Annotated in this window: 12 protein-coding genes and 4 pseudogenes; 6 read left to right on the top strand and 10 right to left on the bottom strand. The window is 71.1% G+C overall.

From position 1 onward, the window contains the following. Nucleotides 1-2 precede the first annotated feature (2 nt). Both G6N64_RS00080 and G6N64_RS00075 read right to left on the bottom strand, forming a co-directional pair. Nucleotides 3-509, bottom strand: coding sequence for a DUF2505 domain-containing protein (locus G6N64_RS00080; protein ID WP_163795017.1), 507 nt, complete (start codon nt 507-509; stop codon nt 3-5). Between the two features lie 7 nt (nt 510-516). Then, nucleotides 517-1104 carry a hypothetical protein gene (locus G6N64_RS00075; protein ID WP_163795015.1) on the bottom strand — a complete coding sequence of 196 codons (588 nt, stop codon included), beginning with the start codon at nt 1102-1104 and terminating at the stop codon, nt 517-519. Between the two features lie 150 nt (nt 1105-1254). Here G6N64_RS00075 and G6N64_RS00070 point away from each other — a divergent pair, with 150 nt between their 5' ends. Next, entirely contained in the window at nt 1255-2244 is a 990-nt protein-coding gene (locus G6N64_RS00070; RefSeq protein ID WP_163795013.1) for an LLM class F420-dependent oxidoreductase, read from the top strand. A gap of 7 nt (nt 2245-2251) precedes the next feature. Here G6N64_RS00070 and G6N64_RS00065 read toward each other — a convergent pair whose 3' ends face one another. Continuing rightward, nucleotides 2252-2626, bottom strand: coding sequence for a YybH family protein (locus G6N64_RS00065; RefSeq protein WP_246230866.1), 375 nt, complete (start codon nt 2624-2626; stop codon nt 2252-2254). Next, complete coding sequence (locus G6N64_RS00060; protein WP_163795012.1) at nt 2613-3329, bottom strand: SDR family NAD(P)-dependent oxidoreductase; 717 nt, start codon at nt 3327-3329, stop codon at nt 2613-2615. Before G6N64_RS00060 ends, G6N64_RS00065 begins: the two co-directional genes overlap by 14 nt. Before the next feature lie 124 nt (nt 3330-3453). Here G6N64_RS00060 and G6N64_RS00055 point away from each other — a divergent pair, with 124 nt between their 5' ends. Then, entirely contained in the window at nt 3454-4374 is a 921-nt protein-coding gene (locus G6N64_RS00055) for a LysR family transcriptional regulator (protein ID WP_163795009.1), read from the top strand. Between the two features lie 12 nt (nt 4375-4386). On the opposite strand, the gene G6N64_RS00050 is transcribed toward G6N64_RS00055, so the two are convergent. The 4 genes and pseudogenes from G6N64_RS00050 to G6N64_RS00035 form a co-directional block, all read right to left on the bottom strand. Beyond that, nucleotides 4387-4995 (bottom strand): hypothetical protein, encoded by a 609-nt coding sequence (locus tag G6N64_RS00050; protein ID WP_163795007.1) that lies wholly within the window; start codon nt 4993-4995, stop codon nt 4387-4389. A 47-nt stretch (nt 4996-5042) separates the two neighbouring features. Next, a complete protein-coding gene (locus G6N64_RS00045) occupies nt 5043-5390 on the bottom strand; it encodes a VOC family protein (protein ID WP_163795005.1) in 348 nt (115 codons plus the stop codon). After that, nucleotides 5387-7035: pseudogene (locus G6N64_RS00040) on the bottom strand (DNA repair helicase XPB). Before G6N64_RS00040 ends, G6N64_RS00045 begins: the two are co-directional and overlap by 4 nt. 37 nt (nt 7036-7072) lie before the next feature. Beyond that, nucleotides 7073-9295: pseudogene (locus G6N64_RS00035) on the bottom strand (helicase-associated domain-containing protein). Between the two features lie 64 nt (nt 9296-9359). Between G6N64_RS00035 and G6N64_RS00030 the strand changes: the two are divergent. From G6N64_RS00030 to G6N64_RS00015, 4 genes and pseudogenes are all read left to right on the top strand, one after another. Next, nucleotides 9360-9542, top strand: a complete 183-nt coding sequence (locus G6N64_RS00030; RefSeq protein WP_197748314.1) for a hypothetical protein — start codon at nt 9360-9362, stop codon at nt 9540-9542. 47 nt (nt 9543-9589) lie between these two features. Next, nucleotides 9590-9993 (top strand): annotated as a pseudogene (gene moaC, locus G6N64_RS00025) (cyclic pyranopterin monophosphate synthase MoaC); the annotation flags it as partial. 47 nt (nt 9994-10040) lie between these two features. Further along, nucleotides 10041-10490 (top strand): MogA/MoaB family molybdenum cofactor biosynthesis protein, encoded by a 450-nt coding sequence (locus G6N64_RS00020; protein ID WP_163801328.1) that lies wholly within the window; start codon nt 10041-10043, stop codon nt 10488-10490. A gap of 53 nt (nt 10491-10543) precedes the next feature. Continuing rightward, nucleotides 10544-10798, top strand: a pseudogene (locus G6N64_RS00015) (molybdenum cofactor biosynthesis protein MoaE); the annotation flags it as partial. 114 nt (nt 10799-10912) lie between these two features. Here the strand turns inward: G6N64_RS00015 and G6N64_RS30100 are convergent. After that, entirely contained in the window at nt 10913-11134 is a 222-nt protein-coding gene (locus tag G6N64_RS30100) for a hypothetical protein (protein ID WP_246231375.1), read from the bottom strand. Between the two features lie 474 nt (nt 11135-11608). Further along, complete coding sequence (locus tag G6N64_RS30665) at nt 11609-12046, bottom strand: transglycosylase family protein (protein WP_425487209.1); 438 nt, start codon at nt 12044-12046, stop codon at nt 11609-11611. Between the last annotated feature and the right edge of the window lie 31 nt (nt 12047-12077).

Genomic DNA, 12077 nt, shown 5'->3' with positions numbered 1-12077 from the left:
GGTCAGTTCTCGCCGTCGAGGTAGGCGTCGGTGACGCTGACGACGTCCACGATGCCGTTGGCGAGCACGCCCGCGATGAATCCGGCGATCGCCCCACCGATCACCGGCATCCGCACGTCCACCACGGCCGTGCCGACCAGCCGGGTGCCGGTGACGGCACGCCGAAGCGTCACCGACCCGTGGCCGGAGATGGGCGTCCGGGGGGCGTCCACGGCGATCGAGCAGCGGACCACGTCACCGTCGAGCGCCGACCACTCCTCGCGCTGGACGACGTGCAGCGTCCCCACCCGCAGGCGCCGCAACGGACCGGGCAGATCGTCGCCGCCGAAGCGCATCGACATCTGCATGGTCGTGGTGCCGTCGCCGGCGGTGCTCAGCTCGTCGAGTGTGGGCGCGCCGCCCGCGACGAACGCCAGCCTGGCCTGCCAGTAGTCGGCGTCGTCGAACGCCGCACGGATGCGGTCGATGCCGTACGGGGATTCGGCGGACAGCTCGAGGGTGCGCTGCACGGCCCGGTCAGATGAACGGGATTCCCGGGGTCAGATCGGGTGGCGGGGGAAGGCCCAGCGGGTTCAGCGGGTTGATCGCCGGTGGCGGGGGCAGTCCGAGCGGGTTCAGCGGGTTGATCGCAGGCGGCGGCGGGAGTTGCGGCCCGGGCAGCTGGCTGAGTGCCGCCGCACCACCGAGCAGGGTGCCGACACCGAGGTCGGGGGTCAGCTGCAGGTTCGGCACCACCTGCAGTCCGACGCTGGGCAGCGCCAGGGTGGGGTTGACCTCGCCCAGCGGCAGACCCGAGATGCCGCCGAGACCGTCGGGGGTGCCGAGGCCCGCCAGCGACGGCGGCGGAGGTAGCGCTTGCAACTGCTTGCTGATGCCGTCGAGCAGCGACACGCAGCGGCCGTTCTCGGCGTCGACGATCTGGCCGTCGGTGCAGGAGACGCTCTGCGACGCGGCCGAACCGTTGCCGCCGCACGGCTGGACGCCAGCGCAGTCGTCGGCCGAACCGATCGCGGGCGTGACGACGGTGGAGAAGGCGAGGGGGGCCATGACCAGCGCGGAACCCGACAGAAGTGTGAACAGAATCCGGTTCGTGCGTGCCGTCATGAGAATCCCTAGAAATATCGTCGCGCGCAGTGAATCCGTGCACGACGAGTGTAGACAATCTTTCGCCTCGCGGGCATGACCGAAGGAACCGGGAACCAATGACGGCGGGACCGTCGACGGTGGCCCGGTCCCGGCCTAGAGTGGGGCCTCGTGCGCTTCGGACTCTTCATTCCGCAGGGTTGGCGACTCGACCTCGTCGACATCCCACCAGCGAGCCAGTGGGAGGTGATGCGCGACCTCGCGGCCTACGCCGACGGCAGCGCCTGGGACTCCCTTTGGGTGTACGACCACTTCCACACCGTGCCGGTCCCGACCGACGAGGCGACCCACGAGGCGTGGTCCCTGATGTCGGCGTACGCGGCGACCACCTCGCGGATCAAGCTCGGTCAGATGTGCACCGCCATGAGCTACCGCAATCCGGTGTACCTGGCGAAGGTCGCAGCGACGGCGGACATCATCTCGGGCGGCCGGGTGCAGATGGGCATCGGAGGCGGCTGGTACGAGCACGAATGGCGCGCCTACGGATACGGATTCCCGTCGGCGGGCACCCGGCTCGGTCGCCTCGACGAGGGCGTCCAGATCATGCGCGACGCATGGCGCGACGGCCGGGTCAGCTTCGACGGCAAGCACTATCAGGTGGACGGCGCCATCGTCGCCCCGAAGCCGCTGCAGGAGAACGGGATACCGCTGTGGATCGCCGGCGGCGGTGAGAAGGTGACGTTGAAGATCGCCGCGAAGTACGCGCAGTACACCAACTTCACCTCGCAGCCCGAGGGGTTCAAGCACAAGTCCGACGTACTCGAGTCCCACTGCCGCGACGTCGGAACCGACTACGGCGCCATCGTCCGGTCCGCGAACTTCAACGCGGTCGTCGGCACGTCGGAGACGGAGGTCACCGAGCGCATCGAGCGGATCCGGTCCCGCCAGGTCGCCAAGGCGAACTCGGAGGCCGTCGACGGGATGCTCTCGACCATCACGTCGCCCGACTCGGCGACCGGGACGCCCGAGCAGATCGTCGAACGGCTCACTCGCATGAAGAATCTCGGCTGCGAGTACGCCATCCTCTACTTCCCGGAGGCGGCGTACGACCGGTCCGGCATCGAACTGTTCGAGCGCGAGGTCATTCCGGCGTTGAGCTGACGACGGGTCAACCGACGCGCGACGCCTGGTACTGCAGGATCGACCAGTCGTCATCCTGGCGGGTGAGGACGACGCCCAGGTTGGCCTGCACCGCGGTCCCGTCGGCGAAGGCGAACGTCGCCAGCAGGTAGCCGGAGACGACGTCGGTTGCCGGCGAACGGCTTTCGAGCACCCGGTAGGTTACCGTCATGCCGGCGGGCTGCGAGTCGTAGTAGGCGCGTACCGCGGCGCGGCCGACGCCGTGGGGTCGCAGCCCCTGGAACACCGCGTCGGTGGTGAACGCCGAGGCCACCCGGTCGGGATCGTGGGCGTCGACGCCGGCCGCCCACTCGTCCATCACGGCGGTGACGATCGTCGAGGCGTCCACCTCAGTGACCCGCACTCTGGCCGCCGTCGACGTGCAGGATCTCGCCGGTGACGAACGGTGCCTTCTCCAGGTAGAGCACCGCGTCGACCACGTCGTCGATCTCGCCGACCCGCCCGACGGGATGCAGCTTCGCCAGCTCCACGTAGTCGGACGGCTGGTGCATGGGAGTCCTGATGATGCCGAGAGCCACTGCGTTGGAACGTATCCCGCGGGTGGCGTACTCGACGGCGAGGGCACGTGTCGCGGCGTTGAGTCCGCCCTTGGTCAACGAGGCGAGCGCCGACGGTACGCCGGAGTTGGCGTGGTCGACCAGCGATGTCGAGATCGTGATGACGTGCCCACCGTCGCCCTGGCGGAGCATCTGCGCCACCGCGGCGCGGGACACCTCGAAGAAGCCGCGCAGGTTGACGCCCGTGATCGCGTCGTACTCCTCGTCGGTGTAGTCGACGAACGGCTTGGCGATGAAGATCCCCGCGTTGTTCACCACGGTGTCGACTCGCCCGAAGCGTTCGACGGCGGCGGCCACGACGCGGGCGCCGACCCCCGGCTGTCCGATGTCGCCGGCGACGGCGAGCACACCCGGGTCGTCGTGCTCGCCGATCGAGCGGGAGTTGGCGACGACGGAGTAGCCGAGCCTGCGGTAACCGGCGACGAGGGCCTCGCCGATGCCCTGGGATGCGCCGGTGACGATCGCGACGCGGGGAGTGGAGGTGGTCATGTCGTGGTCCCTTCTCGATGTGACGATCATTCGAACGCGGCGCGGACGGGTTGCACTCCACTTCGACGAGACCGGTTTGCTCGCTGCTGGTAGACGTGGCCTCTCACTCGCCTACGCTGACCGCGTGGAGTTGCGACAGCTGCGCTACTTCGTCACAGTGGCCGACGAGTTGAACTTCGGGCGTGCCGCCGACCGGCTGCGCATCGCCGGACCCTCGCTGTCGCAGCAGATCAAGTCCCTCGAACGGGACCTGAAGGTGCAGTTGTTCGACCGCGATCGCCGGTCGGTCGCGCTCACCGCCGCCGGCTCCGCGCTGCTGCCCCGCGCCCGGGCGTTGATCGGGCAGGCCGACGAACTCCGCCGTGAGGCCCTGGGTCTGTCGTCGTCGGAACCGGTGCGAATCGGCTGCGTGCAGTGGTGTCCGACGGACTGGGCTGAACGGGCCGCGGGTGTGGCGAGGGTCCGGGTCGACACCTGGGTGATGCCGTCGCACGCGCAGGCGGCGCGCGTCGCGGACGGCAGCCTGGATCTCGCCATCTGCTGGGTCGAACGGCCGGACCTCGATGCCCTCGAACTCGACGCGCGGCTGGTCGGCACCGACCGGCTCTACGCCGTCTCCATGGGGCAAGACGCCTCCCCGGTCGAGGCGGGGCACCTGACGGTGCTGCTCGACTCCGACGAGGCGAGCTGGTCGTCGTGGAACCGCTACGCCGCCGAATTCGCTCGCGAGTCCGGCGCGCGCGTGGTTCGCGTCGACGACGGCGGCGTCACGGGATCGACGTTCTTCGACCACGTCCGTCGACTACGCGGCCCGGTGCTCAACAATCCCAAGGGACAGAATGACGCAACGCCCTCGGACCTGGTGCGCCGTCCCGTGATCGATCCCATGCCGGTGTGGACCTGGTCGCTGGTGTGGCGGCGCGGCGAGGCGAACCCGTCCGTGCACGCCGTCGTCGACGCCTTCACCGCAGACACCGACGCGTCGGCACTCACCGAACCCGGGACGTGGCTGACGGCAGGTGACCCGCATCGCGCGGGGAACTGAGTTCGAGCGACGCTACGGCGCCGGGAGCAGCGGAGGAGGCGGCGGCGACACCACCGGCTGGTACGCACCCGGCGTGGCCGGCGGCGGCGGAGGCGGCCCATCGAAGTATCCGGGCGGCGGCGGCCCGTTGAGCGGGTAGTAGCCCTCCGGCAGCGCCGGCCCACCGGAGTAGTTGCCCGTCGCGGGCGGGCCGTTGGACTCGGGTGCGTTGGTCGACTGGTAGCCGGGGGGGAGCTGCGGTGCGGGCCCGGCGCCGGGTGGGGGTGCGCTTCCCATCGGCTGCATGTCGCCGTAGGGGTTCTTCGCCTGATTGAACGCGTCGCGCAGGAAGCCCAGCTTGCCCGAACTCGACCCCGAGCCGTAGACCTGATTCTGGACCTCCGGCACCGGCGGTGCACCGATCGGCGGGGGAGCCGGCGGCGCGTCGCCACCCGCGACCTCTTGCACGACGACGGGCTGGCCTGGCGGCGGAGGGGCCAGCGGATCGCCGGGCACCGGCGTCGGGGCCACGGGCTCCGCACCGGCGGGTACGGCGCAGACCATGGCGCCGACGCTCAGGGCGAGTCCGGCCAGGGCCACCTTGGCGGCATTCGTGCGCGAGGCGGCGCTGCTGCGGGTCATAGCTGACGAGATTAGCGCCTGACCGCCGACTCCGCGATCGACTCGGATCAACCGATGTGTGCGAGGACGTTGACGACGTTCCCGGCGGCATCGGCGAAGAAGAAGCGTCGGACGCCCCAGTCCTCGTCGGAGAGTGGGTGCACGATCGCCAATCCGGCGGCGACCGCAGCGTCGTACGCCGCATCGACGTCGTCCACCTCGACCGAGACCGTCGGGTTGACCTCGGCGGTCAGGTCGCGCGTCATCAGGCTCAGCTGGTGACGCCCATCGGCGTCGGCGAGCGTGACGATCCACCCGTGGTTCATCACCTCCGCGAGCCCGAGGACCCGGGAGTAGGCCGCCGCCGCGCCGAGATCGGTGACCGTGTGCACCGGAACGACACGCAACACCGTCATATGGCGGGGCCGAGCATGTCGTCGGCGTCCTTGATGACGTAGCCGTAGCCCTGTTCGGCGAGGAAGCGCTGCCGGTGCGCCGCGTACTCGGCGTCGAGGCTGTCGCGCGAGACCACCGAGTAGAACACCGCGCCGCCACCGTCGGCCTTCGGCCGCAGCAGTCGGCCGAGACGCTGGGCCTCTTCCTGGCGCGACCCAAAGGTCCCGGACACCTGCACCGCGACGCTCGCCTCGGGGAGGTCGATCGAGAAGTTCGCGACCTTGGACACCACCAGCGTCTGGATCTCGCCGCGGCGGAACTGGTCGAACAGTATCTCGCGCTCGGCGTTCTTCGTCGAGCCCTGGATCACCGGTGCGCCGAGTTCGGTGCCCAGTTCGTCGAGCTGATCGAGGTAGGCGCCGATCACCAGCGTCGGTTCGCCGGGGTGGCGGTCGAGGATCGACTTCACGACGGCGATCTTGGTGTGCGCCGTCGAGCAGAGTTTGTAGCGCTCCTCGGGCTCGGCCGTCGCGTAGATCATGCGCTCGTTGTCGGTCATCGTGACGCGGACCTCGATGCACTCGGCGGGCGCGATCCAGCCCTGCGCCTCGATGTCCTTCCACGGGGCGTCGTACCGCTTCGGTCCGATCAGGCTGAAGACGTCGCCCTCGCGGCCGTCCTCGCGGATGAGAGTCGCGGTGAGCCCGAGCCTGCGCCGCGACTGGAGGTCGGCGGTCATGCGGAACACGGGTGCGGGCAGCAGGTGCACCTCGTCGTAGATGATCAGGCCCCAGTCGCGGCTGTCGAACAGCTCCAGGTGCTTGTACTCGCCCTTGGTACGACGCGTGATGACCTGGTAGGTCGCGATCGTGACGGGTCGGACCTCCTTGCGCTCGCCGGAGTACTCGCCGATCTCCTCCTCCGTGAGCGAGGTGCGCGCGATCAGTTCGCGCTTCCACTGCCTGCCGGCCACGGTGTTGGTGACCAGGATGAGCGTGGTGGCACCTGCCTTGGCCATCGCCGCGGCGCCGACCAGAGTCTTGCCCGCGCCGCACGGCAGCACGACGACGCCGGAGCCACCGGCCCAGAACGAGTCGACGGCCATCTCCTGGTAGTCGCGCAGCTCCCAGCCGGTCTGGTCCAGCTCGATGGCGTGCGCCTCGCCGTTGACGTACCCGGCGAGGTCCTCGGCCGGCCAGCCGATCTTCAGCAGCATCTGCTTGACGCGGCCGCGCTCGCTGGGGTGGACCAGCACGGTGTCGTCGTCGATGCGGGTGCCGAGCATCGGTGCGATCTTCTTGTTGCGCAGCACCTCCTCGAGGACCGCACGGTCGGTGCTGACCAGCATCAACCCGTGCACGGGGCTCTTGACCAGCTGCAGGCGGCCGTAGCGGGCCATGGTGTCGACGATGTCGACCAGCAGCGGCTGCGGCACGGCGTAGCGGAGAAGGAGACCAGTGCGTCGACGACCTGCTCGGCGTCGTGGCCTGCCGCTCGGGCGTTCCAGAGCGCCAGCGGGGTGATGCGGTAGGTGTGCACGTGCTCGGGGGCACGTTCCAGTTCGGCGAACGGCGCGATGGCCGAGCGGGCGGCACCCGCCAGCTCGTGGTCGATCTCGAGCAGCAGCGTCTTGTCGGACTGGACGATCAGGGGGCCGTCGGTCACGCGCTCGCGCCCACGCTTGCGGTAGTCATTCCATCCATTATTGCGAGTCGGCCGACACGACGGACGTCACGCGGTGGATTGCGAACTCGGGCCCGCCCGGCGGCCGGATCGAAGGCGGTCAGCGTGCCGCCGCGGACGTTGATCGGCGCGACGACGCGTTGCGTGGCCACCCCCGCCGGGTCGACGTAGCCGATCACCACCGACGTCTGCTGCTGGGCGGCCGACTGCAGCTGTGCCATCGCCTCGCGGGATCGAGACGACCCCGGCGGATGCGCGCCACCATCTTGCGCAGGACGGCGACGATGGCCCCGAGCGTCTGCGGACTCGGCGTCGGCAGCGGCCGGTAGCCGCGGCGCCGGGGAACGGGCACGCGGGCACCCCGGCTGCGGATGTCGACGATCGCACCCGACCAGTCCTCGGCTGCCGGCGCGAAGCCCGCCGCGCGCAGTCCGGCGAGCACGTCGGCGATCGGAGCGGCCGACACCGCCACGGTGGGGGCGAGGCTGCGCATCTCGACGGCGGCCATCGCGGGCGCCGCGACGGCCTGGGCGAGCAGCGCGGGGTCCTCACACCGGACGAACGACGACGCCATGCCGACCCGGAGCTGACCGTGCCTGCGGGCGACGTCGTCGATCAGATAGGTCAGACCCTGCGGGACCGGAGTCTTGGAGTGACGCTCGAACAGCGCGTGCAGTTCGGTTGCCGTGCAACCGGTGTCGAGTGCCCGCCGGATCGTGGCCTCGCTGATCCGATAAACCATGGCGGCGCCGGCGGACTCGACGGTGGCGACGGCGGAGAGCCGCTCTGCCAGTTCGCGTTCCAGCGGCCCCGGCACGACGACGGTCAGGTCGGCCTGCAGCAGGAAGTGGTCGATCGGCTTCGGCAGCACCTTGCTCATCGCGGCCACCACCGCATCCTCGGGCGCACCGTCGAGCAGCAGGCGGATGGGCGAGGCGAGCGCGCCGCGACCCACGACGCCCAGCGTGTGGGCCTCGGTGAGCAGCGCGCCCACCGGACCCGGCTGTAGTCGCGCCGCCCATCGCGGGCGACGCCACGCCAGGGCGGAGGCGGCACGGGTCGCGTCGACCCCGGCGCCGGGCGGCAGGTCGGCGAGCATGCGGAGGAGCAGCCGCCGATCGAGTGGTGCCGCCGTCGAGTACAGCGAATCCGACAGTGCCGCATAGGGTTTGTTGTCGGGGCCGCGTTCACCGATCAGGCTGGGCCGGGCCGACAGCTCCAGCCACGACGACACCAGCAGATACCAGCGCGCCCCCGCGGACGACTCGATGAACCGGTCGGCTGCCACCGTCGGCGCCCAGAACGGTCCGATGCCGTCCTGCGGCTCGGGTTCCGGCATCCCCACCGCGATCAGACCCGCCGCGGCGGCGACCCCGTGACGAGGCCGAGTCGCTGATCGTCGATGCCGGTGGCCTTCGCGGGCGCTTCACCTCGCGAACCCGAGCCCGCCGCTGCGCAACTCGGCGACCGGTCCGCTCGACAGCGTGTCCAGGACCAGTTCCACCTCGCGCAGCACGTCGATGGCCGAGCCGGCCGCCGCGGCATCGGTGTCGGCGACCGCGAGCGTCGACACCACGGGGTCCGGAGGGTCGACACCGGTCGGTCCCTGAGCTGACCGCGCATGACCCCCACCAGCCGCGGCAGGATCACCGTGTCGTCGTCGACCTGGCGGAGCAGCCGGCCGCGAGCAGTCGCTGCACCGGACGGTCCGGCGGCGTCCCGGCGTCCCGGGTCCGGCCCACCGGCGATCCCTCGACCAGCCGCTCCAGGAGTTCGCGCTGCGCGGTGTCGAGGCCGGCCAGCAGTTCGGTGATCGCCGCGGGTCGGGCACCGTGGCCTCGGAGGTGACCTGGCCCGGATGCCACGGCAGGCCGGAGGCGGCCTCCGCGGTCACGCGGACGCTCGTCTCACCCCAGACCAGCCCACGCTCGCGGAGGTCGTCCAGCGCGGTGAGCACGCGGTCGTCACCGCCGAACAGGGCGACCAGCTTGGCCGTCGGCACCGCAGATGCGTCGGCGTGCAGGAACAGCAGACCGTCGAGCACCGAGAGCCGCAGAAAGTCGAGGTCGTCGGTGGCCGCCTTCACCGATTGTCGGGACTGCGCGCGGGCAGCCAGGGCCGCGATGGAACCGGGTGGCGGCTGGGTGAGATCGGGTCGCAGCTCGAGCAACCGGATCAGCTGCTCGTCGGGCAGGCCGGCCAACCAGGTGCCCAGCGGCATGGCGGGGTCGGGTTCGGACATCGCATCCAGCCTAAGCCAGCGCACCGGTCTCGCCAGCCACCGCTTGGCCTGCCACAATGGACACGTGGCTGAGAAGAAGAAGCAGTACGTCGACAATGGCTGGCCTCAGACCGAGGACGGCGACCACGCCGTCAGCGAACTGGCGAGCGACCGTACCGGTGCGCTGTCGCCGTTCGGCGACGTCTCGTTCCCGCTGCCTGCCGACGCCCTGCCGTACACGCACCCGGTCACCGTCGTCAACAAGTAGCCGTGGCCGATCGGTTGTCGCACCTCGACGACGAGGGCGCGGCACACATGGTCGACGTCACCGCCAAGGACGCCACCAGGCGCACCGCCGTGGCCGGGGACCCTGCGGACGCGGACGGACGTCGTGGACCTCATCGCCTCCAAGGGCCTGCCCAAGGGTGACGCGTTGGCGACCGCACGCGTCGCCGGCATCCTCGCGGCCAAGCGCACCAGTGACCTCATTCCGCTGTGCCATCAGCTCGCGCTCACCGGGTGGACGTCGACTTCGACATCGGCACCGACTCCGTCGACGTCACCGCGACCGTCCGGACCACCGATCGCACCGGTGTCGAGATGGAGGCCCTGACCGCCGTCAGCGTCGCCGCGCTCACGCTGTACGACATGCTCAAGGCCGTCGACCCGGCGGCGACCATCGAGGGATAGCCGTGGTGCGCAAGGACGGCGGCAAGACCGAGCTGGACGCGGTGACCGCCGCCCGCCGAGGACGGCGCGCGTCGTCATCGCATCCACCCGCGCGGCCACCGGGGTATACGAGGACCGCACCGGTCCCGTCATCGTGGAGTGGTTGCGCGACAGAGGATTCGACGTACCCGCCCCCATCGTCGTGGCCGACGGCATGGCAGTCAACCGGGCGCTGATCGAGGCGATCGGGGAGAAGGTCGACCTCGTCCTCACCTCGGGCGGAACCGGCATCTCACCGACCGACGGCACCGCCGACGCGACCGCCGCGATCGTCGACTATCAGATCCGCGCCGACGCCATCCGGCGCTCGGGACTGCCGCACGTGCCGACCTCGGTGCTGTCGCGTGGCGTGTGCGGGGTGCGGGACGGCATCCTCGTCGTCAACCTGCCGGGCTCGACGGGTGGCGTGAAGGACGGTCTGGGCGTGCTCGACGAGGTCTTGGACCACGCGCTGGATCAACTCGCTGGAGGCGATCACAGCCGATGAGCGCAAGCGCGAGGAGGAGGCACCGATGACGTCCGTGCGCGTGGCGCTCACCGATGACCCGATCGATCTCACCGAGCACGAGGCGCTCGTCGCGCACGGCGGCAGCCGGAGCCGTCGTCGGATTCTCCGGCGTCGTCCGCGACCACGACGGCGGTCGCGGCGTGATCCGGCTGGAGTACTCCGGGCACCCGACTCACTCGACGTCCTCGTCGCGGAGGAGGTGGCGCGCGCCGCCGGCGTACGCGCGATCGCCGTGAGCCATCGCGGGGACGCTGCACATCGGCGACGCCGCGCTGGTGGCCGCCGCCGATCACCGCCGTGCGGCGTTTGAGACGTGTGCGCTGCTCGTCGACACCGTGAAGGCGCGGCTACCGGTGTGGAAGCACCAGTTCTTCGCCGATGGAACCGAGGGTCGGCTCGGCCTAGGCGGACCCAGGCCGAGCCGGTCGACTAGGCGACGGCGCCAGCAGAGGCGCGGGTGCCTCGGGAGCGGGCGGTGCGTCGGCGGCCAGCGGAGCGTTGCCCGGGGTGATCGGCACGTTGGGGCCGGCGGCCTGCGTCGGGTACGGCGTGTTCATGCCGCGCTGCGCGAGACCCATGATGAGGGCCTTGCCGCTGATCTCGTGGCCTGAACCGCCTGCCACAGATCCTTCAGGTAGCTCGCGTTCGGACCCTCGGCACCCTGCGTGGCGGGATCCATCGTCGAGCCGGGCGGCAGTGCGTCGGGGCTGGCGAGGGGCACGCCCTCGGCGGCGGTGCGGGCAGCTGGCCGTCGGCGGCGAGGGCCACCGGCTGGTCGGGTGCGGCGGCGGGAGCGGGGCCGCGACGTCGGCGGCCAGGGGGGCAGCGACGGCGCGGGCAGCGCCGGCTCGAGCGGCAGATCCGCACGGCTGAGCGACCAGGCCTGCGGCTGGTCGACGGGTGCCGGTCCACCGGGGACGACGTCCCAGTTGGCCGCTTCGACCACCGGCTCGGCGGGCGGCGGGGCAGCTCTGGTGCAGGCGGCAGCGGCGCGTCGAGCGGTGCGACGGCGTCGGGTGCGGGCAGCTCCTCCGGAGCCGGCGGCAGGTCGGCCGGCGGGGGCAGCGGCGCATCCATGGGTATGGCTTCGCCGACGGTCATCGCGGGATCGACGGGCAGCGCAGGATCGACGGGCAGGGTGCGTCGAGCGGCACTGCGGCCGCCCGGGCGGCGGCGGGGCAGCTCGGGTGCGGGCGGCGGGGCAGCGGTGCGTCGAGCGCGGCGGCCTCGGCGGCGGCGGGGCAGCTCGGGCGCGGGCGGCGGGGAGAAGCTCGGGTGCCGGCGCCGAGAACAGCTCGAACGGCTGCGCGGGCGGAACCGTTCAGTTCGGGTTGTCGAGCGGCTGCGGCGCGTCGGGCGACGACATTGCGCGGCGTGGCGGACGAGAGCCCGCGGCCGCAGGTCGGCCATGCGCCACGGCCCTGCGAGGCGAGGACGCGTTCGGCGACGGCGATCTGCTCGTCCTTGCTGGTTGTGCGCGGACGGTGCGTATTCGCTACCGCCGTGTCCGGACAGGTGCTGGGCGAGAACTGCAGTCCGCCCTGGTACTCCGTTGCCCGTGTTGAT

The sequence above is a fragment of the Mycolicibacterium sediminis genome, assembly GCF_010731735.1.
GTDB lineage: Bacteria > Actinomycetota > Actinomycetes > Mycobacteriales > Mycobacteriaceae > Mycobacterium > Mycobacterium sediminis.
The sequence above is the reverse complement of the archived record's forward strand: the minus strand, read 5'-3'. Positions and strand labels throughout refer to the sequence as shown.